At 63.9% G+C, this 22,448-nt stretch carries 18 protein-coding genes; 9 read left to right on the top strand and 9 right to left on the bottom strand.

Translation table 11 applies throughout. The features are described from left to right. Nucleotides 1–263 precede the first annotated feature (263 nt). From I2H31_RS19450 to I2H31_RS19435, 4 genes are all read left to right on the top strand, one after another. Nucleotides 264–1,556: a serine hydroxymethyltransferase gene (locus tag I2H31_RS19450; protein ID WP_196294726.1), complete on the top strand. Its 1,293-nt coding sequence runs from the start codon at nt 264–266 to the stop codon at nt 1,554–1,556. Nucleotides 1,557–1,722: 166 nt separating this feature from the next. Beyond that, nucleotides 1,723–2,592: a twin-arginine translocase subunit TatC gene (gene tatC / locus I2H31_RS19445; protein WP_317192246.1), complete on the top strand. Its 870-nt coding sequence runs from the start codon at nt 1,723–1,725 to the stop codon at nt 2,590–2,592. A 155-nt stretch (nt 2,593–2,747) separates the two neighbouring features. Further along, the gene (gene rpiB / locus I2H31_RS19440) at nt 2,748–3,176 is read left to right on the top strand and encodes a ribose 5-phosphate isomerase B (protein WP_196294725.1); all 429 of its coding nucleotides are present in this window, start codon (nt 2,748–2,750) and stop codon (nt 3,174–3,176) included. A gap of 130 nt (nt 3,177–3,306) precedes the next feature. Beyond that, complete coding sequence (locus tag I2H31_RS19435) at nt 3,307–5,247, top strand: sensor histidine kinase (RefSeq protein WP_196294724.1); 1,941 nt, start codon at nt 3,307–3,309, stop codon at nt 5,245–5,247. A 184-nt stretch (nt 5,248–5,431) separates the two neighbouring features. Here I2H31_RS19435 and I2H31_RS19430 read toward each other — a convergent pair whose 3' ends face one another. From I2H31_RS19430 to I2H31_RS19415, 4 genes are all read right to left on the bottom strand, one after another. Continuing rightward, nucleotides 5,432–7,483: a M13 family metallopeptidase gene (locus tag I2H31_RS19430; protein ID WP_196294723.1), complete on the bottom strand. Its 2,052-nt coding sequence runs from the start codon at nt 7,481–7,483 to the stop codon at nt 5,432–5,434. A gap of 105 nt (nt 7,484–7,588) precedes the next feature. Then, nucleotides 7,589–8,824, bottom strand: coding sequence for a hypothetical protein (locus I2H31_RS19425; RefSeq protein WP_196294722.1), 1,236 nt, complete (start codon nt 8,822–8,824; stop codon nt 7,589–7,591). 83 nt (nt 8,825–8,907) lie between these two features. Further along, entirely contained in the window at nt 8,908–10,146 is a 1,239-nt protein-coding gene (locus I2H31_RS19420; protein WP_196294721.1) for a transglutaminase-like domain-containing protein, read from the bottom strand. 303 nt (nt 10,147–10,449) lie between these two features. Beyond that, on the bottom strand, nt 10,450–12,084 hold the full coding sequence (locus I2H31_RS19415; RefSeq protein WP_196294720.1) for an NADP-dependent glyceraldehyde-3-phosphate dehydrogenase: 1,635 nt from the start codon (nt 12,082–12,084) through the stop codon (nt 10,450–10,452). A gap of 162 nt (nt 12,085–12,246) precedes the next feature. Between I2H31_RS19415 and I2H31_RS19410 the strand changes: the two genes are divergently transcribed. Next, entirely contained in the window at nt 12,247–12,675 is a 429-nt protein-coding gene (locus I2H31_RS19410; RefSeq protein ID WP_196294719.1) for a hypothetical protein, read from the top strand. 118 nt (nt 12,676–12,793) lie between these two features. Then, nucleotides 12,794–14,266, top strand: coding sequence for a hypothetical protein (locus I2H31_RS19405; protein ID WP_196294718.1), 1,473 nt, complete (start codon nt 12,794–12,796; stop codon nt 14,264–14,266). A gap of 111 nt (nt 14,267–14,377) precedes the next feature. Here the strand turns inward: I2H31_RS19405 and I2H31_RS19400 are convergent, their stop codons facing one another. The 4 genes from I2H31_RS19400 to crtD form a co-directional block, all read right to left on the bottom strand. Continuing rightward, complete coding sequence (locus I2H31_RS19400; protein ID WP_196294717.1) at nt 14,378–16,105, bottom strand: M28 family metallopeptidase; 1,728 nt, start codon at nt 16,103–16,105, stop codon at nt 14,378–14,380. 37 nt (nt 16,106–16,142) lie between these two features. Continuing rightward, complete coding sequence (locus tag I2H31_RS19395) at nt 16,143–16,757, bottom strand: TetR family transcriptional regulator (RefSeq protein ID WP_196294716.1); 615 nt, start codon at nt 16,755–16,757, stop codon at nt 16,143–16,145. Nucleotides 16,758–16,853: 96 nt separating this feature from the next. Beyond that, nucleotides 16,854–17,552, bottom strand: a complete 699-nt coding sequence (locus tag I2H31_RS19390) for a carotenoid biosynthesis protein (protein WP_196294715.1) — start codon at nt 17,550–17,552, stop codon at nt 16,854–16,856. Between the two features lie 124 nt (nt 17,553–17,676). Beyond that, nucleotides 17,677–19,188, bottom strand: coding sequence for a 1-hydroxycarotenoid 3,4-desaturase CrtD (crtD, locus tag I2H31_RS19385; RefSeq protein ID WP_196294714.1), 1,512 nt, complete (start codon nt 19,186–19,188; stop codon nt 17,677–17,679). 147 nt (nt 19,189–19,335) lie between these two features. Between crtD and I2H31_RS19380 the strand changes: the two genes are divergently transcribed. After that, on the top strand, nt 19,336–19,545 hold the full coding sequence (locus I2H31_RS19380; protein ID WP_196294713.1) for a hypothetical protein: 210 nt from the start codon (nt 19,336–19,338) through the stop codon (nt 19,543–19,545). A 50-nt stretch (nt 19,546–19,595) separates the two neighbouring features. Continuing rightward, entirely contained in the window at nt 19,596–20,492 is an 897-nt protein-coding gene (locus tag I2H31_RS19375) for a prohibitin family protein (protein WP_196294712.1), read from the top strand. Between the two features lie 139 nt (nt 20,493–20,631). Here I2H31_RS19375 and I2H31_RS19370 read toward each other — a convergent pair whose 3' ends face one another. Beyond that, the gene (locus tag I2H31_RS19370; protein WP_394368975.1) at nt 20,632–21,831 is read right to left on the bottom strand and encodes a class I SAM-dependent rRNA methyltransferase; all 1,200 of its coding nucleotides are present in this window, start codon (nt 21,829–21,831) and stop codon (nt 20,632–20,634) included. An 81-nt stretch (nt 21,832–21,912) separates the two neighbouring features. On the opposite strand from I2H31_RS19370, the gene I2H31_RS19365 reads away from it, so the two are divergent. Further along, nucleotides 21,913–22,383: a GNAT family N-acetyltransferase gene (locus I2H31_RS19365; RefSeq protein WP_196294710.1), complete on the top strand. Its 471-nt coding sequence runs from the start codon at nt 21,913–21,915 to the stop codon at nt 22,381–22,383. Nucleotides 22,384–22,448: the final 65 nt, after the last annotated feature.

Raw genomic sequence — 22,448 nt, 5'->3', positions numbered from 1 at the left:
GCAAAGGCAGTAGCAAGTAACGACGGAAACGGGAAATTGGGGAGTTGGGACGGGGCACAATAGGGGGAAGTGGGAAGTAAGAACGTCATGTCGAGCTTGTCGAGACATCTCGCTCGGAGCAGTAATCCAATCAAAAGGATTAGTGGTGGCGTGCGAGATGTCTCGACAGGCTCGACATGACGTTCCTAGCGCTTGCGACAGGACGTTCCTAATGCTTGCTACCCCTTCCCATCTTCGCCCCTTCCCCTATTACCTTTACGCCCATGCAAACCGCCGCCCCCGCTCGCCTGCTCGACACCGCCGTGTTCGACCTCATCGCCCAGGAAAAAACCCGCCAAACCCACGGCATTGAGCTCATTGCCTCCGAAAACTACGTCTCGGAACAGGTGATGGCCGCCCAGGGCTCCGTGCTCACCAACAAGTACGCCGAGGGCCTGCCCGGCAAGCGCTACTACGGCGGCTGCGAAATCGTGGACCAGGTAGAGCAGCTGGCCATCGACCGCGTGAAGGCGCTGTTTGGCGTGCAGTGGGCCAACGTGCAGCCTCACTCCGGCGCCCAGGCCAACGCCGCCGTGATGCTGGCCTGCCTGAGCCCCGGCGACAAAATCCTCGGCTTCGACCTGAGCCACGGCGGCCACCTCACCCACGGCTCGCCCGTCAACTTCTCGGGCAAGCTCTACCAGCCCAGCTTTTATGGCGTGGAGCGCGAAACCGGCCTCATCGACTGGTCCAAAATCAAAGACATTGCCCGCCGCGAGCGTCCCAAGATGATTATCTGCGGGGCCTCGGCCTACTCCCGCGACTGGAACTACGCCGCCCTGCGCGAAGCCGCCGACGAAGTGGGCGCCCTGCTGCTGGCCGACATCTCGCACCCTTCGGCTCTCATCGCCAAGGGCCTGTTGAACTCGCCCTTCGACCACTGCCACATCGTGACGACGACGACGCACAAAACCCTGCGCGGCCCGCGCGGCGGCCTCATCATGTTGGGCCAAGACTTTGAAAACCCCTTCGGCCTGAAAACCCCGAAAGGCGAAATTCGCCCCATGTCGGCCGTGCTCGACGGCGCCGTGTTCCCCGGCACCCAGGGCGGCCCCCTGGAGCACGTCATCGCCGCCAAAGCGGTGGCCTTCGGCGAGGCGCTGAGCGACGACTTCAAAACCTACACCCAGCAGGTGGCCCGCAACGCGCAGGCCTTGGCCAAAGCCTTCGTGGGCCTGGGCTACGACATCATCTCGGGCGGCACCGACAACCACCTCATGCTGATTGACCTGCGCTCGAAGGGCCTCAGCGGCAAGCTGGCCGAAAACACGCTGGTGCGCGCCGACATCACCATCAACAAAAACATGGTGCCCTTCGACGACAAGTCGCCGTTCGTGACCAGCGGCATCCGCATTGGCTCGGCCGCCGTAACTACCCGCGGCCTGGGCGAGGCCGACATGGCCCGCATCGTGGAGCTGATTGACGAAACCCTGACCCACCACGACAACGACACCCGCATCGGGCAAGTCCGCCAGCGCGTAAACGCCTGGCTGCAGGACTACCCGCTGTTTGCGTAGCTTTTTACGTAAGTAGGGTTGAGCCGTTTGTCATCCTGAGCGCAGCGAAGGACCTTCTCACCGCTGAATGACTAGCAGTAAGATGCTACAGCGGTGAGAAGGTCCTTCGCTGCGCTCAGGATGACAAACGGTTTTATCCTTCCCTCTTATTTTCTCTTCTCCCTCCGTGCAACCTCAACAACTCAATCCCTCGGGCGAACCGCACGAAATGTCCTTCATCGACCACCTGGAGGCCTTGCGCTGGCACATCATCCGGTCGGCCATTGCGGTGGTGGTGTTCACCACCGGGGCGTTTTTTGCCAAGGAATTCATTTTTCACGACGTGATTCTGGGCCCGTCGCGGCCCGATTTCTGGACCTACCGCATGTTTTGCAAGTTTGGGGCGTGGGTGCACGCGCCGGACCTGTGCATCGACAAAATCGGCTTCGTGATTCAGAACCGGCAGATGAGCGGGCAGCTCAGCATGCACATCAGCACCTCGTTCATGGTGGGCATCTGCCTCACCTTTCCCTACCTGTTCTGGGAAATCTGGCGTTTCGTGAAGCCCGGCCTCTACCCGCACGAACGGGCCAACTCGCAGGGAGCCGTATTCTTTGTGTCGCTGCTGTTCGCGCTGGGCTTGCTGTTCGGCTACTACGTGGCGGCGCCGCTGAGCATCAACTTCCTGGCCGGCTACGTGGTGGACCCCACCATCGAAAACCAGATTGACATGCAGAGCTACCTGAGCACGCTGACCACCATGAGCCTCTCGTGCGCGTTCGTGTTCGAGCTGCCCATGATTGTGTTTTTCCTGGCCAAGGCCGGCATCGTGTCGCCCGAAATCATGCAGGTCTACCGCAAGCACGCCATTGTGGTCATCCTCATCATCGCGGCCATCATCACCCCGCCCGATATTTCGGCCCAGATTATCGTCACCATCCCCATCCTGCTGCTCTACGAGCTCAGCATTCACATCGCCCGCGTGGTGCGCCGCGGCGACGCCGCCCGCCTCAACGCCAAGCTGGCCCGGCAGCAGGCCGCCGAGCAAGGGGCGTAGTAGTGTTTTAGTAGAACGTAAGTTTGAACGTCATGCCGAGCGCAGCGAAGCATCTTTACCGCGAAGAGTAAATAATTACTGCTGCGGTAGAGATGCTTCGCTCACGCTCGGCATGACGTGCTTTTGCGTTGTTCCTCCAACTCATTAATCAAGCTATGAACATTGCCCTCGGCTCCGACCACGCCGGCTTTGCCCTCAAAGAAACCCTGCGCACCTGGCTGATTGAGCAAGGCCACACCGTGCAGGATTTCGGCACCCATTCTGCCGATTCGATGGATTACCCCGACGTGGCGCACCCGCTGGCGGCGGCCGTGGACGCGGGCGAGTTTGCCCAGGGCATTCTGCTTTGTGGCTCCGCCAATGGCGTGTGCATCACGGCCAACAAGCACGCCGGCGTGCGGGCCGCCATTGCCTGGCTGCCCGAGCTGGCGGCTCTGGCCCGGCAGCACAACGACGCCAACGTGCTGTGCGTCCCGGCCCGCTACGTGAGCGGGGAGCAGGCCCTCGAAATTGTATCAAGTTTCCTAAAGACAAATTTTGAAGGCGGCCGTCACCAACAGCGGGTTGCGAAAATAAAGTGCTGAGGCTACCTGGCGGCGCTTTTTAGCCAGTGTTGGTACATGAATTTTGCGTCCCGGAATATGCTAAAATAGCATTAAAGCGTGAAGTTTGACCGGAGTGTGCGTATCTTTGGCTAGCATTATGCAGCCAATTATGACCCGGCCCGGATTCCTGCTGTTTTGGCTGCTTGCCTTCGGGGCGGTGCTGGCGCCTGCGCGGGTCCGGGCGGGCGAAACCACGCCGGCCCGCGTCGAAGCCATGCGCCTGCAGCTGGCCACGCGCCTGCCCGACACCGCCCGCCTGCGGCTGCTGAACGCCCTGTGCTACGTGCTGCACAACGAGCAGCCCGCCCGCGCCCTGCCCTACGGCGAGTCGGCGGTGGCGCTGGCCCGCGCGCTGCCGGCCGAAGCGCAAGCCCGCGGCCTGCTGCCCAGCCTGCTGAACCTGGCCAGCTGCTACGCCAACCTTTCCAACGGCCCCGAGGCCCTGACGCTCCTCGCCGAAGCCCAGGCCCTGGCCCTGAGGCTGAAGGACCCCGACGGGCTGGTGCAAGCTTACACGGCGCAGGGCAGCATTTACCACGAGCGGCGCGATTCCACCTCGGCCTGGCGGCACTACCGCCGCGCCCTGCGGCTGGTGAACCAGCCCGGCGTGACGCCCACCACCCGCATGCGGCTGCTGGGCAACGTGAGCGGGCTGCTGTTTTTCCGGCAGCAGCTGCCCCAGGCCATGCACTTCGATTCGCTGGCGCTGGCGCTGGCCCGCCGGCAGGGCGACTCCACCGCCGAGGCCAACTACCTCTCCAGCCTGGCCACCTACCAGATGCGCGCCGGCAACATGGGCCGGGTGAAGCGCCTGCTCACCCAGGCCCTGGCCATCAGCCGGCGGCAGCGCGCGCTGCGCAGCCAGGCCAACCAGCTCATCATGTTTGCGATGTACTACATCCAGACCGACGAGCCCGAGCGCGCCGACGCTGCCACCCGCGAAGCCCTGAAGCTGGCCCGCCAGAGCGGCTACCTGGAGCGCGTGCTCGACGCCTACAGCATCCTTTCGGCCGAGGCCGCCGAGCACAAAAACTACCGCGAGGCCTACGAGTGGAACCAGCGCTACGTGGAACTCAACGACACCCTCAACAACCGCCAGACCATCCAGACTCTGGCGGCGGCCCAGGTGAGCAGCGAAACCCAGGAGCGCGCCCGCCGCCTGCGCCAGCTCACCGAGCAGCACGACGAGCAGGTGAACCACAGCCGCGTGCTGATAGGCGCGGTGGCCGTGCTGGCGCTGGCCCTGCTGGTGGCCGTGTACTTCTACCTCAACCTGCGCCGCAGCCGCTCCGAGCTGGCCGCCAACAACAAGGCGCTGGAAAAAGTATCGGTGGAGCTGCGCAGCGTGGCCTCGTTCAAAGACAAGCTTTACGCCATTGTGGCCCACGACCTGCGCGGGCCCGTCACGGCGTTCGCCGGGGTCACCAGCCTGATTGACTCCTACATTGCCCAAAACGACCAAGCCGGCCTGGCCCGCCTGCCGGCCCTGGTGCGCCAGGCCGCCGACAGCCTCAACCACCTGCTCGACAACGTGCTGAACTGGGCCGTGAGCCAGACCGGCGAGCTGGAATGCCGCCCGGAAGCCATTGCGGTGGCGGACTTATTCAGCGAGTGCCAGGCCCTGTACCAGACCACGGCGGCGGCCAGCTGGCAGCACATCACCATGGCCGCCCCCGATGGCCTGCAGCTAATGGCCGACCGCAACATGGCCCGCACCATCCTGCGCAACCTGGTGGGCAACGCCCTCAAGTTCATGCCCACCGGCGGCCACGTGCACCTCGAAGCCGCCCCCGACCCCGACGACCCCGCCATGGTCCTCATCAGCTGCACCGACACCGGGCCGGGCATGAGCGCCACCACCGTGGCCTCGCTCATGAGCGGCCCCGCCCTGCCCGAGCCCACCCCCACGCCCAAGCCCCGCGCTACCGGCCTGGGCCTCGGCCTGGCGTTGTGCCGGGCCTTTGTGCACCGCCACGGCGGCACGCTCGTCATTCAGAGCCGCCCCGGCGCCGGCACCAACGTGACGGTGAGTTTGCCAGCAGCGAAGTAGCGGGGTGGTAGGTTGTCATTGCGAGCGCAGCGAAGCAATCCGTCCTATTCTCAGCGACTAGCCTCAAGCCGTGAAAAGCCCCAGCACTGTGCAGAGCCGGGGCTTTCTGGTAAAAGGGAACGTCTAATTCTGAAAGGACGGATTGCTTCGCTGCGCTCGCAATGACAACCTACCACCCCAACACTTACCAGATAACCACGCGCGTCGAATCGGGGCGGTAGAGCTTTTGGCCGGGCTTCACACCGAAGGCTTCGTAGAAGGCGGGCACGTCGGCCATGGGGCCGTTCACGCGGTACTGGGCGGGCGAGTGCACGTCGGTGAGCAGCTGCGAAGCCAGGCTTTCGTCGCGCACGTGCATCTGCCAGCCCAGCGCATAGCCCAGGAAGTAGCGCTGCGTGGGCGTGAGGCCGTTGATTTTCTTGCCTTCCTTGTACTGCTTGGTCTTTTTGAAGGCATCGAGGCCGATGACGATGCCGCCGAGGTCGGCAATGTTTTCGCCGGCCGTGGCCTTGCCGTTGATGTGCAGCGAGTCGAGCAGGGTGTAGCCGTTGAACTGCTTCACAATGCCATTCACGCGCTGGTTGAAGCGCTGGCGGTCCTCCTTGCTCCACCACTCGTGCAGGTTGCCGTGGGCGTCGTACTGGCTGCCTTCGTCGTCGAAACCGTGGGTGAGCTCGTGGCCGATGGTGCTGGCGCCGGCGTAGCCGTACACCAGCGCGTCGTCGGCGTCGGCGTCGAGCAGGCCGGGCACGGCGAAGGCGGCGGCGGGCAGCACAATCTCATTGTTTGAGGAGTTGTAGTAGGCGTTGTAGGTCTGCGGCGTCATGTCCCACTCGGTGCGGTCCACGGGCTTGCCTAGCTTGTTGAGGTAGTACTGATACTGCCACTGGTTGGCGCGCATCACGTTTTCAGCCAGCGAGCTACGGTCAACTTTCAGGTTGGAGTAGTCTTTCCACTTGTTGGGGTAGCCTACTTTGGGCGTGATTTTGTGCAGCTTGTCCAGCGCCACGGTTTTGGTGGGCGCGCTCATCCAGTCCAGTTTTTGAATGTGCTCGGCGAAGGCCGTGGTCACGTTTTTTACCAGCGTGTCGTAGCGGGCCTTGGTTTCGGGCTTGAAGTATTCCTTCACAAAAAGCTGGCCCAGGGCATCGCCCAGGGCGTCTTCCTGCATGTCGAGCACGCGCTTCCAGCGCGGCCGGATTTCCTTGGCGCCGCGCAGCACCGTGCCGTAGAAGTGGAAGTTCTCATTCACAAAACCGCTGCTGAGGGTGGGCGCAAACGTGCGCGCCAGCTGCCAGCTGAGGTAGGCTTTCCAGTCATCCAAGCCTGCGTAGCCCTTCAGCAGCCGGCCCACCGTTTGGTAAAACTCGGGCTGGCCCACCACCACGGTGTCGGCGTTGGCCACGCCCATCTGGGCAAACCACGCCTTCCAGTCGATGCCCGGCGTGAGCTTGTTGAGTTGAGCGATGCTCATTTTGTGGTAGTTGGCGTAGGGGTCGCGCAGGGCTTCGAGCTTGCGCGAGGACTTGGCCAAGGCCGTTTCCAGGGCCATTACTCGGAAGGCATTGGACTGAGCGGTAACGGCATCCTGGCCCAGCAGCTTGAACGTGTTGGCCACGTGCTTCACGTACTCGGCCCGGATGTTTTTGGTGCGGGTGTCGGTGTTGAAGTAGTAGTCGCGGTTGGGCAGGCCCAGGCCGGACTGGTGCAGGTAGAGCACCATTTTGTCGCTGTTCTTGTCGTCCTGCCCCACGCGCGGGCCGATGAGGGCGCGCACGCCCAGCGGAATTTCGTGGGCGATGACGCTCGGCACCTCGGCCGCGGTTTTCATGGCCGCGATGCGGTCCAGCTCCGGCTTGATGGGCGCGGCGCCGAGCTTGTCGGCCTTCACCGAATCCATGCCCACGGCCCAGAAATCGCCGATTTTCTGCTGATTGGTGCCATCGGCGGCGTTGGCGCTGGCCGCTTCGGTGCTGGTCTGGCGCAGGCGGGCGTAAATCTCGTCCTGCACTTTCTTGCCGATGCCCATGTTGCTTTCCGAGGCCGGAATGGGGTTGTTCTTAATCCAGGTGCCGTTGGCGTAGCTGAAGAAGTCGTCGCCCGGCGCCACGGTGGTGTCCAGGGCGGTGTAGAGGAGGTCGGGCTTGTCGCCGGAATTGGCCGTTTTCAGCGAATTGCTGGGGCAGCCCGTGACGGCCGCGGCCAGCAGCGGCAACAGGAATAGGGGTTTTCTCATGAGAAAAGTGCGGAGGTGATGATAGCGGGGCGGCCGCAGCCGATGGGTTCAAAACGACAATAGTAAACCCCAACCGTTGCACGGCGAGGACCCTTTGCCCAGGCGCTAGCGCACCGTAACCGCCAGCTGTTGCTGCTTGCCCAGGCTGTCTTGCAGCAGCAGGGTGTAGCGGCCCTTGTCCAGCACCAGTGCCCGGTCTTGCGCGCCGCTTGGCAGCTCAATAACATCGGCCGGAATGGCTTGGCTAAGGTCCTCGCCGGCTTTGTAGGCGCGCACCAGGCAGGGAAAGGCCACCGTGAGTTGGGAGGCATTCAGGCGAAAGTATTTCCGCTCGGTGCCGAGGAGCAGCCACGTGGGGCGGCCGTGCTGGTAGGTGGTGGGCGGGAAATACACCGAAGCGTCCCACTTCTCCGAGTTTTGGGCACTGTTGAATAAAGCCCCCTGGCCGTCGACGAATACGCTGGGTTCGGTGGCGCGCATCAGGGCGCGGTAGGGGTTGTCGAGGGTCGCGTCGGCGTGCTCCAGCAAATCCACCTGGTGAATGGTGAAGGGGTCGAGGCCGGTGTATTTCTTCAGAAAAGCGCCCATGAAACCGAATTGGCCGTCGCCCAACAGGTTTTCCACGAGGTGGCCGTAGCCGCAGTGCACCACAATTTTGGCCTGCGGGTCCTTCGTCAAAATCTGCTGAATGTTGCGGGCCTGGCCGGTTTCGCGCGCCTGCATGCGGGCCATGGGGTTGGCGGCGTCGCCGCCGCCGGGCACGTACTCGTACGGCACCAGCGTGAAGCCCAGCGCCAGCGCGTGGCGCTCCAGGTCCCCGTATTGCGGCTCGACGATGTAGTAGCCCGTGCCTTGCACGGGGTACTTGCGCTGGTTGAGGCCGGCGTCGGCATCGGGGCCGTTGGCCAGGTCCTCCAGGCACAGGTAGCGGAATCCCTGCCGGTACAGGCCCGCCAGCAGGCTGCGCGTGAAAACGCGGTTCAGCGGTTGGTAGTGGGCTTCGTTCAGAATGACCAGCTGCCGGCCGGCGGTGCGTTTCAATAGTTCCTGCTGGGCCCCCACGGCGTGGAAACGGGCAAAATACGCGGGGTCAAACTTGATGTTGGTATCGCCTTGCTTGCGGCCCTTCTCGTAGGCCGACTGCGCCGCGAGGGTGTTGGCGTAGTCGCCAATCTGCGAGAACTGCACGGCGTAGTTCTGGTAGTTCGACCACTCCGGGTCCTGCTTCCATTGCGCCAGAATGTCCCGCGAAAACCGGTAGCCCATTGGCTGGGCCCGGCTGGGCCCACTCAGGCCAAGGGCGGCGGCCACCAACATATACACCCAACGAAAACCAGGCATGAGCAGAACCGGAAAGGAGAAGCACCGAACGGCCAGCGCTTCGCGCCAAAGCTACTGCACAACGCGTCGGACCAGGCTTCCCGTCAGGGCTTTTGCCAGAAAGCGGCTGCGTTGCTGGTGTTGTACAGGGTGAAAGAGGTGGGGCCGTCCTGGGTGTTCCTAACCGCGGGCTTGTGCGCGCCGACCGTGGCCGGCAGCAGCGTGACGTACTGCAAAGACTTGGTCGCGCCGCGGGTTTCCAGGTCGTACTGGCTGCTCAGGGGGCATTGCAGCTTGTACAGGTTTTTGGCCATGTACTGGTAGAGGTAGTCCTCCTTGGTTTTGGAAACCTTGTGGTTCCAGTTGGCGGTGGGGTTCACCAGCAGGGGGCGGCCGTCGATGATGCGGGCGCGCACCTCCTCGATGCTGAGCAATTGGCCCTGCTCGTTCATCACGTAGGCGTCGTTGGTGGGGTCCATCCAGAGCCATTTCTGGAGGCTGGGCGAGTACACGGCGTTGATGACGTGGCTGTCGTAGTCGGTGCTGTCTTTGGGCAGGCAGCCCACGAAGCGCGCCTTGTAGCCCATGGCCAGGTAGGCCTCGTTGAGGATGGTGGCCAGGCCGCGGCAGTTCAGGCCGCGCTTTTCGGCCCGGCACACGCGCAGCAAGTCCTGGGCGTTGCGCACGGCCGGGTTTTCGTGGTTGCCGTCGTGGGGCACCTGCTCGTGCACCCAGTGCAGCAGGTTGATGTAGCGCGACACCTCGTTGCCTTGCCCGGCAATGGAATCGAGCTTGTAGGTCTTGCGCAGGGCCACCAGGTGCGGCTCGTCGGCGCTTTGGTAGGTGAAGGCGGGCAGCTTGCGGGCCTCGTTCGGGGCGTAGCCCTTGGCCTGCTGCAGCACGTAAATGAAGTCGCCGTGCTCCCGAATGAGTGCCATTTGCTGCTGAAAGTCTTTGTCGCCCCGAATCAGGTCCAGGTCGCTGTCCACTTTGGCGTGGCTGTAGTTCTTATAGCCGTGCTCCACGGCCTGCCGGAAGCTGAGCACGGCATTGGGCCGGTCCTTCAGCAGGGCATAGTAGCAGGCGCGGTTGTAGTCCACATTATTGGCCAGCGCGCCCCGAAACAACTGCTTGTCGGCGGCTCCCAGGGCGTTGTACTTCGCTTCCCATTCCGGGTAGCGGCTCAGAATCTGGCGGTACTCTTTGGCGTCCGAAAGCCCCTGGATTTCCTTGAAGAAAGTCGTGCAATAGGCATCGAACGCGGCGGTGGACGGAGCCTGCTGCGCGCGCAACGTTAAACAGTGTAGCAGCAAGCAGGCGAGGAAGGGTAGGCGGCGGCGCATAAGCGGGCGAAAAAACGTGAAAAGATGAAGCAGTAACGCCAAATGCCCGAAACTAGCATAAAGGTGCTTGCTTCGGGCATTTACTTGGCACGTCTCCAAGCCGGATTTCATGCCCAAAACACCGGAAATAGCTCCGGTAAATGCATTGGTCGTGCCGGGAAGTGCATAGAGGAGGCCGGGGAAGGCATCGGATGAGCCGTGAGATGCTTCGGTCAGTCCGGCCGGTGCATCGGGTGGGCCGGCGGGTGCTTCGTTCCGGCCGGGAAGGGCTTTGGTTGGGCCGGAACGAAGCTTGCAGGCTGCCTACAGAATGAACCGGGTGCTCAGGAAGCTGCTTTCCTGCCCGTCCACGATTTCGTTCAGGATGTGCTTGTTGGCGTCGGTCATTTTGGTGGCCACCACCGTGCGGATGCTGAACGAGCGCAGCGCGTCGAACACCGAGAGCGTGCCCTCGGCCGAGTCTTTGCGGCCGGTGAAGGGGAACGTATCGGGCCCGCGCTGGCACTGGGCGTTGATGTTCACGCGGCTCACCTGGTTCACCAGCTGGTCGATGAGGTCGGCCACTTCCTTCGACTCCGAGCCGAAGATGCTCACCTGCTGGCCGTGGTCGGAGTCGATGATGTACTGAATGGCTTCGTCGACTTTGGCAAAAGACGCCACCGGCACCACCGGCCCGAACTGCTCTTCGCGCCACACCTTCATGCCGTCCTGCACGGGGTAGAGCAGGGCCGGAAACACCAGCGGGCCGGCCGCGGTGCCCCCGCCTTCGTTCACGATGCGGGCGCCTTTGGCCTGGGCATCGGCAATGACTTCGGCCAGGTAGCCGGGCTTCTGGGGCTCGGGCAGCGGGGTGATGTTCACCTTCTCGTCCCAGGGCATGCCGGGCTTGAGCTTGTTGATTTCGGCGGCGAGGCGCTGCACGAAGTCTTCGGCAATGGCCTCGTGCACGAAGAAAATCTTGAGCGCCGTGCAGCGCTGGCCGTTGAAGCTCAGCGCGCCCAGCACGGCCTCCTTCACGGCCACGTCCAGGTCGGCGTCGGGCATCACGATGGCGGCGTTTTTGGCGTCGAGGCCTAGGATAGCGCGCAGGCGGTTGCTTTTGGGGTGCAGCTTCTTGAGCGAGTCGGCCACGCGGCTGCTGCCGATGAGGCCCAGCGCGTCAATCTTGCCCGAGGCCATGAGGGCCGGCACCACGGTGTTGCCGCGGCCGTATACGGTGTTCACCACGCCCTTCGGAAAGGCTTCGGTGAAGGCCTGCAGCAACGGGAAGTGCAGCAGGGCGCCGTGTTTCGGGGGTTTGAAGAGGACGGTATTGCCCATGATGAGGGCCGGAATGAGCATGCAGAACGTCTCGTTCAGCGGGTAGTTGAAGGGGCCCATGCACAGCACCACGCCCAGCGGCGAGCGCCGAATCTGGCCGATGATGCCTTCCTCAATGGTGAAGCGCGAGGAGTCGCGGTCCAGGTCCTTGAGGGCGTCGATGGTGTTGCGGATGTAGTCGACGGTGCGGTCGAACTCCTTTTCGGAGTCGGCCGTCGACTTGCCAATCTCCCAGAGCAGCAGCTTCACGATTTCGGCCTTGCGGGCCACGATGAGGCGGGTGAATTTCTCGACGGCCGCAATGCGGTCGGCCACGCTCATGCTGGGCCACTCGCCGCGGCCGTGGTCGTAGGCGCGCACGGCGGCATCGAGGGCGTTGAGGGCTTCGGCCTCGTCGAGCAGGGGGTAGGAGCCGATGACGCGGGGCTTGAGGGAGCCGTCGGGCTGGCGCTCGAACATGGGCGACACGACCTCCTGGGTGGGCCCTTGCCACTCGCGCAGCTCGCCGTCGAGCAAGTACTGGCGCTGGTGCAGGGGCGCGGGCCGGCGCCAGGCGTCGGGGATGGCCGCCTCGTCGGGCGGGAAAAGTTGCGTCAGGGTTTCGGGGGTAATGGGCATGGTTGGGGGCAGAAAAGTTGCGGCACGAACCTACGCACAAGCGCCTGGGAACGGAAATGTTCGGCCCTGGCGGGGCCGGCAAGCGGGAATTTACGGGAACGTTTGCGGGCCCCCGGCGAGCCCGGAAGCCGTATGTTCAGGCCAGAATTATTTTTCCTGCTCATGACCCTTCGCCTCCTGCTCCTGCTCAATTTCGCCGCGGCCGCCTACCTCACCGGCCTCATCTGGACGGTGCAGGTGGTGCATTACCCCAGCTTCGGGCTGGTGCCGAAAGCGGCGTGGCCGGCCTTCCACGCGGCCCACACCCGCCGCATGAGCTTCGTGGTAATGGCCCCCATGGTGCTGGAGCTGGCCCTGGCCGGCTGGCTGGCCTGGGCCGGCCGCGCGGTGCTGCCCGGCGGCGCGGGCTGGTGGAGCCTGGCCCTGGTGGGGCTGGTGTGGGCCGCCACGTTCTTCATCGCCGTGCCCTTCCACAACCGGCTCGAAGGCGGCTTCGACTACATTGCCATCGACGGCCTCACCCGCACCAACTGGCTGCGCACGCTGGCCTGGACGGCGCGGGCCGCGCTGCTGGGCTGGCTGCTGGCGTAAGAATGGCCGTCTGTCATCCTGAGCGCAGCGAAGGACCTTCTCACGTTTGAACGTTGACGTGAAAAGGTCCTTCGCTGCGCTCAGGATGACAGACGGGTTCGGCGCTATTTTTAGCGCCATGAAGCAACTGTTGTTCCTCGGGTTTCTGTTGGGCTGCCTGCCGGCCCTCGCCCAAACGACGCCCCTGGGGGCCGGCCCGGCCGTCACCGTCGAAGTCAGCCGGGTGCACTGCCTGGTGCGGTTTGTGGAGACGCTGGCGGGCAGCAGCGGCGGCTACCTCGGCAGCCGGAAGGCGTTTGAGAAAAGCCGCTTCAACACCCCCGAGGCCCGGCGCTGGCTGCGCCGCTACCAAAACCTGGACCGCGAGCCCGGCTTCGACCGCGAAGGCTACCCCGTGGGCCGCCTGGGCAGCCAGGGCAACACCAACCCGGCCTACATGGCCGCCAGCGCCGACGCCCGCGACCTGCCCGACCTGCAGCGGCGCACCGTGGGCCTGCTCCCCAACGAGGTGCTGCTGAGCCTCGACAGCGTATACCGGTTTTTCACGCCCGCCTTCGATACCTTGGCCTGGCAGCCGCACGCCGCCGAGCTGGCCCGCCTGCGCCCGGCCTACGCCGAGTTTCTGGCCCAAAGCCGCCTCATGCCCAAGTTTGGGCAGCTGCGCACGTTCTACGGCAGCGTGTGGCCCGACGACCTGCCCTACCGCATCGAGCTCAACCCGCAGCTCGACGGCAACCGAAACGTGGGGGGGCTCACGTTCACCAACCACGCCTGGGTGAGCGGCAACGTGGTGCTGCTGGACTGCCACCCCGCGTCGCGCAATTTTGTGGACGGCACGGGCGTCGTGTTTCACGAAATGAGCCATTCGCTCTCGGCGCAGCAGCGCCTGGGCTTGCAGCAGCAGCTGGAAGGCTGGTACCTGCACCACCCCTCGCCCAACCGCCGCTCGGCCTACAACCTCATGGAAGAAGCCCTGGCCACCGTGGCCGGCGAGTGGATTTATGCCCAGCAAAAAGGGCGGCCCGAGTCCGGCGAGTGGTACAACGACGACTACATCAACCGCTACGCCAAAGCCCTCTACCCGCTGATGACCGGCTACGTGGAGCGCGGCCAGACCATCGACAGCGCCTTCGTGAGCCAGGCCATCGGCCTCTTCGACCGCACCTTCCCGCAGGCCGCCACCGACTACGTGAACCTGTTTCGCAAGGTCCTGTACTGGTCCAATGCCGATGACTCGCGCGCGGCGGTGCTGGCGTTTCGCGACCGGTTCCGTAGCTCGTTCACCTACACCTCCAACCCCATCCTGAACCAGGCCAAATCGCTGGCCCAGGCCCAGGGCGGCGAGTACCTGCCGGTCATCCTCGTCGGGCAAGAGCATCAAGTCACGCTCGATTACCTGCGCAGAAACCTGCCGGCCCTGCGCGCCCACCGCCTGCGTCCCAACCAAAGCTTCGTGCTGAGCACCACCGGACCCAGCGGGCCGATTGTTCTGGTGAATGCCCACGACCCGGCGCAGTTTGCGGCCGCAGCCAAGCTGCTGGAGGAGCAGGGGCACATTGATGCGAAAAAGCCGCTGGTGCTGCTGAACTAACCCGTCGGCTGTCATGCTGAACGCAGTGAAGCACCTTATCACGCCTGAACAAATCGTTCGAGCGTGATAAGGTGCTTCACTGCGTTCAGCATGACAGCCAGTTTGTTGGGCCTATTTCCCAGCCATGCTCTTCTCCCGCGTGGCCTTGAACTCCGACCCGTCCTTCCACTTCGGGAAAGTGGTTTCGCCGGCCAGCTGCTGGCCTACGCGGAACAATAGGCGCGCGTCCTGCTCGGCGCCGCGCAGGTCCCAGGTGGGGTCGTACTGGTCGGCGGGCTGGTGGTAGGCCACTTCCTCGAAGTCCTTGCGCTGCTTTTCGGCGAAGGCTTTGCCGTGCAGGCGGCTCTCGAACGAGCCGCTGGCGTACAGCGCCGGAATGCCCACCTTGGCGAAGCTGAAATGGTCGGAGCGGTAGAAGCTGCCCGTTTCGGGGTGCTGGTAGGGGATGACGTAGCGGTTTTGCTCCTTGGCGGCGGCGCGGGCGTAGTCGTCCAGCTCCGACTGCCCGTAGCCGGTGATGGTCAGGTCGCGCATCGGCCCAAAGGCCAGCAGCTCGTCCATGTTGATGTCGGCCACGGTGCTGGCCACCGGGAAAATGGGGTGCTGGGCGTAATAGTCGGAACCCAGCAGCCCCTGCTCCTCGCCCGTCACGGCCAGGAACACGATGCTGCGCTGGGGTTTCTCCTTGGCTTGTACGAAGCCGTTGGCAATGGCCAGCAGGCCGGCGCAGCCGCTGGCGTTGTCCAGCGCGCCGTTGTAAATCGAGTCGCCGGCAATGGCCGGGCCGATGCCGAGGTGGTCCCAATGCGCCGAGTAGATGATGTACTCCTTGGGCCGGGTGGTGCCGGGCAGCACGGCCACCACGTTTTTCGAGGTTTTGCGCGTGATGGTGTTGTGCAGCGTGGTGGTCAGGCTCAAGCCGAACGCCTTGCCTTTGAAGCCTTTTTTATTGGCGGCCGTGTAGGCGTCGTCGTAGCTCTGGCCAGCGGCCGCGAAGAGGCGCTTGGCCGCGTCGAGGGTCATCCAGCCTTCGAGGGCTACTTTGCTGGCGCCGTGGTCGGCGGTTTGGGGGTGTAGCTTGGCGCCGCCGTTGCTGCTTTGCACCACCGTCCAGGGGTAGGAGGCGGGCTTGGTGTCGTGGACGATGATGATGCCCGTGGCGCCGTGGCGGGCGGCTTCCTCGTACTTGTAGCCCCAGCGGCCGTAGTACGTCATGGCCTTGCCCTTGAACAGGGTGGTGTCGTTGCCCGCGTTGCCGGGGTCGTTGATGAGCACCACCACGGTTTTACCCTTCACGTCGAGGCCGGCGTAGTCGTCCCAGCCATACTCGGGCGCCGTCACGCCGTAGCCGGCAAACACCAGCGGCGAATTCTTAATCCCAACCGTGGGCACCTCCCGCTCCGTCAGGAACATGTAGTCCTGGCGGTACTTCAGGGTCAGGCTTTTGCCGTTGCCCGCCACGGTGGCCGTCGAGTCGGGCTTGCCCGCAATTTCCACCAGCGGCACGGCCTGGAAGTAGCTGCCGTTGGCGCCGGGCTGCAGCCCCAGCTTCTTGAACTCGGCGGCTAGGTAATTTGTGGCCTTCTCCTCGCCCGGCGTGAACGGCCGCCGGCCCTGAAACGCATCCGACGCCAGCACCTTGATGTGCTGCCCGATGAGCGCGGCTGTGATGCCGTCTTTCGGCGCGGGCACGCTGGCGGTGTCGCCCGATACCGTTTCGTCGCGGATGACGGTGCGGGAGGCCGTTTCCGACTCCGATGAGGTTTTGCCCTGGCAGCCGGCCAGCAGCAGGCCCGCCGCGGCCGGCAGCAGCCAGCCGCGCAACGCGAAATAATGCATTCCTACAAGCAGTTAGGCCCGGCCGGGGCCGGGCTGCCTACAGCCGGGCAAAATGCTCGGCCGCAATCCGCGCGCCTTCTTCGGTGCAGATGCCGCGAATGTAGTACAGGAAGATGCTGCGGAACACCTCGCGCATGTTGTAGCGGTCGGGCGGGAACACCTGCGGGTTGAGCAGCATGTTCAGCTGTTCCACAATTATTTTGGTAACCAGCTGAATGTTAATATCCGAGCGAAACAGCCGGGCACGAATGCCGTCGTTGAGCAGCTGCTGCAGCTGGGGCGCCGAGTAGGTGTTCACGTTCTCCATCGCTGCGTCCCAGGTTTTGGGAAAGTCGGTTTGCAGGTCGATGTAAAACTGGCCCGGCACGGCGGCCAGGTCGCGCAGGCCCAGCTGCAACAGGCCATACAGCCGCTCCACGGCCGTAGAAAACCGGGCAAACAGCTCGACGTGCTCGCGCTTCTGGCGCTCCATGTCGGCCAGCACGGCGTGGTGCACCAGCAGCTCGCGGCTCGGAAACTGCGCCGTGAGCTCGGGCACGCTGGTGTGCAAGGCCGCGGCCAGCGCCGCATCGGAGGCGGTGTGCAGGCCGTGCTGGTAAAACACGGGCATGGCCGCTTCCAACGAAGCGGCGGGAAGAGTAAAATCGGGCATAGGCGGAAAGGAAGGAGAAGGAATTTACGGCCCGAAAACCACGCTGGTTGGCGGCTACAGCCATAGCGTCGGGGTTAGCGGAAGGCGGGCGGTGCCTTACTGCAAGGCGCCCAGCAAGAAGAAAAACAAGAGCTGGGTGAGGTAGACCAGCGGCACGAGGGCATTAAATTTAGGGAAGCGCGCCCGATTGAACAGCATCTGCAGCACGCAAGCCACAATAAACCAGTCGCGAAAGTTTTGCAGCGGAATCACATTCGCGGTCCAGTGCCAGAAATCGTAGCGGCCGGCCACCGGCTCCACGCACATATCGAACCCCACCATGAGCAGCGCCGCCAGCACGGTGCGCGGCAGCTCGGGCAGCGGCAGGTAGCGAGCCAGCATGCCGCACACATACGTCATAATCAGCCAATTAACGCCAATCATCGGCGGCACGCCGTTGAGCAGGTAGCCCCCCATCGAGACTTTCTCAAACAGCTTAAAACCCAGCGTATCGCCGTAGGTGTAATGGCCAAAAAGCGCCCCGTTGCTGTTCACGCCCACAAACTCGACCGCAAAGCCCAGCACCAGCACCGAAACGCAAAAGCTCCAGAAACTGGCGGTGCGCTCCCGCTGAAACGCCAGCAGCAGCAGCGCCGTGAGCACGAGCGTGAGCGGCGTGAACCGCAGGTAAAAATCGGGGTCTTTGGAAAACGCCAGCCCAACGAAGCCGGTGACGTGAAACAATAGCACCAACCCCTGGGCCACGCGCAGCCGGTTTGTGTTCGCGGCCGGTAGCGGCTCGGTGTAATCAACCATGTGTTGGAATGCGGCTTTCCCCACCTGTCATCCTGAGCGCAGCGAAGGACCTTCTCACGTTTGAACAAACTACTTAAACGTGAGAAGGTCCTTCGCTGCGCTCAGGATGACGGACGGTTATGGCTCACGCATCATTTATTAAGGACGAAACGATTTTGGCCGACAGCAGGCAGAGCGGAATGCCGCCGCCGGGGTGCACCGAGCCGCCGCAAAAGTACAGCCCTTCCAGCCGGCCCGAAAAATTGGGGTGCCGCAGGAAAGCCGCCAGCGCGTTGTTGGAAGAGCTGCCGTAGAGCGCCCCGCCAAACGAGGAGGTGTCGGCGGCAATGCCGGGCGGCGTCCACACTTTTTCGGCGGCGATGAGCGGCTCAATGTCGAGGCCCAGCGCTTGGTGCAGCTTACGGAGCACGGCGGCGCGGGTTTTTTGGGCCAGGGCGGCCCAGTCCTGGCCCTGGTCGTGGGGCACGTTCACCATCACAAACCAGTTTTCGTGGCCGGCGGGCGCGTCGGCGGGCGTTTTTTTGGCGGTGATGTTGACGTACACCGTCACGTCGTCGGCCACGGTTTTCTCCTGAAAAATGGCCTGAAACTCGCGCTGGTAATCGGCGGAGAAAAAGATGTTGTGCAGGTCCAGCTCCAGAAACTCGCGCGCGATGCCCCAGTAAAAAATGAGCGCCGAGGAGGAGCGGGGCTGGCTCAGCGTGCGCTCCGGCGCGGGCTGGCCGGGCAGCAGGCGCCGGTAGGTGGGCACCACGTCCATGTTGCTCACCACCCGGCCGAAATCGTACACGTCCTGCGCCGTGCGCACGCCCGTCACGCGGCCTTCCGCCACGATGATTTCCTCCACGGCCTCGCGGTAGCGGAACTTCACCCCAAACTCCAGCGCCAGCTTCACCAGGCTTTCGGCAATGGCGTAGATGCCACCTTCGGGGTAAAAAGCCCCGATGCCGTGCTCCAGGTGCGGAATCATGCTCAGCGTGGCCGGCGCCTGGTAGGGGTCGGAGCCGTTGTAGGTGGCGTAGCGGTCGAAGAGCTGCACCAAGCGCGGGTCGGGGCCGAAGGCACTTTCGTGGCGCTGGTGCATGGTGCCCAGCAGGCCCAGCTGCGGCAGCGCGGCCACGGCTTTCAGGGTTTCGGGGCTGAGGTAGGTGCGGGCCTTGTGCAAAGACTTGTGCAGAAAGGTGCCCGCCGTGGCCTCGTATGCTTGGCCGCTGCGCCGGAGAAACCGCGTGACGGCCGCCGCGGGCGTGCCCAACTGGGCTTCCACCTCGGCTGCAAACTTCGCCGCGTCGGCCCAGGCCGTCAGGCGCGTGCCATCGGCAAAAAAGTACTTCGTGATGGGGTCCAGTCGCTCGTAGCGGAAATACTCGGTGGGCTCGCGGTGGGCCAGCCGGAAAATATCGTCCACCAGCTGCGGCAGCGTGAAGAGCGACGGCCCGGCATCGAAGCGGTAGCCGCCGGGCAGCGTGAACTGGTGCATCTTGCCCCCAAACGTGGGCCCGGCCTCAAACACCGTGACGGCGTGGCCGGCCACCGCCAGCCGCACCGCCGCCGCTAGGCCCGCCACGCCTGCGCCAATGATGGCCACGGGAAGTTTGGGGGCAGAAGAAGTTTTTTTGCGAAACACTGGGGCCATAACGCGCAAGTGGTGGGCAGATGTTTTGGTGCCGCGTAAAATAGCGCAGCGTCGGCCGCCGCCCGGTGCCCTGTAATGCAACACTAAACCACACGATATATCTCCGCGAAAACGGTTTCGCTTCCACCCATTCAACCTTCCCGCGCCATGCCTGCCAAAACTGCCTCCTCCCTGCGGCCCGTGTTCTGGCTGCTGTTTTACCTTGGCCTGCTGCCCTGCGCCGGCACCCGGTGCCTGGACTGGCTGAGCCGCCCGTCCGACTGGCTGCTGGCCTGCGGCCTGCTGGGCTTGCTGCTGTTAGCCGCCGGTGTTGTTCTTTCGCTGTGCCAAGCCAGCCGCGCGCTGTGGCGCTGCTGATGTTTGCCCTGCCTTCACTTTTTTACCAGCAATAACCTGCACCAAACCCAATGGCCGAATACCAAATTAATCCCGGGCGTAGCTGGCTGAAACCTCTGCTCTTCGTGGGCCTGTTCATTCTTGTGTTTGTGGGCGGCTGCAGCCTCATTAAAGTTGAGCGCATCGACGCGGGCAACGTGGGCATCAAGGTCAACCTGGCCGGTTCGAGCCGGGGCGTCGACGACATCACCTACACCACCGGCTGGGTGTTCTACAGCCCGTTGAGCACGGCCGTGCACGAGTTTCCCATCTATACCCAGCACAAGGAATACGAGGAGTTCGAGGTGCAAAGCCGGGACGGCTCCAGCTTTGGCGTGGCGCCCAGCCTCAACTATTACATCCAGTCCGACAAGGTGGACGACATTTTCCGGCAGTACCGCCGGCCGCTGCCCGCCATCGAAGACGGCTTCCTGAAAACCGCCGTGTACGAAGCCTACCGCGTGGCCACCAACCGCTACACCGCCGACAGCCTCATCAGCAACCGCGGCAGCTACGAGGCCCAGGTGAAGGCCAACCTCGTGAGCCAACTGCAGACGCTGGGCTTCATCGTGCAGCAAATCACCACCAAGCTGGAGCCGCCCGCCAGCCTCAAAGCCGCCATCGACGCCAAAAACACCGCCGTGCAAACCGGCCTGCAAACCGAAAACCGCATCCGCCAGGCCGAGGCCCAGGCCCGCATCAACATCGCCGAAGCCGAAGGCCGCGCCAAAGCCATCCGCATTGCCGCCGACGCCCAGGCCTACGCCAACGAAAAGCAGCAACAGTCGCTCACGCCCCTGCTGGTGCAAATGCGCTGGATTGAGGCCTGGGAAAAGGGTGGCAGCAACGTGCCCACCTACGCCTCCGGGGCCGGCGGCAGCCAGTTTCTGCTCCAAATGCCCGCGCCGGGCGCGGCAGGCAATAAGTAGCGAAGAAATCCTTTAAGGTAAGCCAAAACGCCTGTCATCCTGAGCGCAGCGAAGGACCTTTTCACGTTAGAGTTTTCTAGCGTGAAAAGGTCCTTCGCTGCACTCAGGATAACAGACGTTGAGTTTAGCTGAAGTTCTTTTATTCTACCGCCAGCACCAGCCCTTTCAGGTAGGCGCCTTCGGGGTGAAACAAGCTCACCGGGTGGTCGGCGGGCTGGGTGAGGCGGTGCAGGATGCGCGCCGGCCGGCCCGCCTCGATGGCCGCCGCCAGCACCGCGCCCTCGAACAACTCGGGGCTTACCACCTGGCTGCACGAGAACGTGAACAGCAGCCCACCCGGCGCCAAATGCGCGATGCCGGCCGCGTTCAGACGCTTATAGCCCATAAGGGCAGCGTGGCGGGCGCCCATGTGCTTGGCAAAAGCGGGCGGGTCGAGCACCAGCAAATCGTACTCGGCCGAGTGGTTTTTGAGGAAGCCGAGCACGTCATCGGGGTAGGCGGCGTGGCGGTCGGCGTGGTGGCTTAGCTCGGCGTTGCGCTCGGTGAGGGCAATGGCTTTTTTGCTGCTGTCGACGGAGTGCACCAGCTCGGCGCCGGCTTCCAGGGCATACACTGAGAAGCCGCCGGTGTAGCAGAAGGTATTGAGCACCCGCCGGCCGGGCGAGTAGCGGGCCAGCAGGGCCCGGTTGTCGCGCTGGTCAATGAAAAAGCCGGTTTTCTGGCCGGTTTCCCAATCCACGGCAAACTGGTGGCCGTTTTCGCTCACCACGTGCTCGGCGCCGCTGCTCTCGCCAAAGAGGTAACCGTTGCGGGCGTCAGGCACGGCATTGCCAGGCACGGTTTCGGCGCTCTTGTCGTAAATGGCGCGCAGCTTATCGCCAAATACCGCGCGCAGGGCGGCGGCTATTTCGGGGCGGGCGCGGTACATGCCCACGCTGTGGGCCTGCACCACGGCCACGTCGCCGTACACGTCGATGATGAGGCCGGGCAGGCCGTCGCCCTCGGCGTGCACCAGCCGAAACACGTTGGTGTCGGCCGTGCCGGTCAGGCCCAGGCGCTGGCGCAGCTGGTAGGCATTGCCCAGCTTTTCCTCCCAGTAGTCGGCCGTCGGCAGGGCCGCGTTTTGGCCAAAGTCCAGCATGCGCACGGCAATGGAGCCGCCGCCCGAAAAGTGGCCCACGCCCAGCAGCTCGCCGTTGGCGGCTTCCACGCGCACGGGGTCGCCCTCGTGCGGGTCGCCGCCCTTCACGCGGGCAATGGCGCCGGAGAACACCCACGGGTGGCGGCGGCGCAGGCTGTGGTCTTTTCCGTTTTTAAGGACGATGGTGGCAGGATTCAGCATAGGCCCGTAAAGGTACGGCCGGCTTGGTGCGAACTTTGCCGTCCCGTTTCTCCCGCGCTTCCATTCCCACTCCCGCTCATGCCCACCGGCGTTTCCATTATCGACTTTGAGCCCGCGCACCGCCCGGCCTTTGAAGCCCTCAACTACGAGCTGGACTATGAATGGATTACGCGCTATTTCTACATCGAAGGCCCTGACCGCCAGCCCGTCGACAACCCGCAGCAGTACATTCTGGAGCGCGGCGGCCACATTCTGATGGCCGTGTGCGAAGGCGAAGTAGTCGGTACCTGCGCCCTCGTCAAAGAGCACGACGGCGTGTATGAGCTGGCGCGGCTGGCCGTGGCGCCCGCCGCCCAGCGCCGGGGCATTGGCTGGGCGCTGGGGCAGGGCATGCTGGGCAAAGCCCGCCAACTGGGCGCGCACCGCGTCGAAGTATTGTCGATTTCATCTCTGACGCCGGCCCTGAAACTCTACGACAAGCTGGGTTTTCGCAGCGCCTCCCTCATCCCCGAGCAGCCCGGCGACGTGCGCATGGTGCTGGATTTGTAGCGCGGACTTTGTGGTCCGCGTCCCCGGCGGAAACCCGAACAGTTTTAACGGCGCGGAAACGCGGC

Source organism: Hymenobacter ruricola, assembly GCF_015694525.1.
In the GTDB taxonomy this organism is placed as follows: Bacteria; Bacteroidota; Bacteroidia; order Cytophagales; family Hymenobacteraceae; genus Hymenobacter; species Hymenobacter ruricola.
This window is presented reverse-complemented; position numbering and strand designations above follow the sequence as displayed.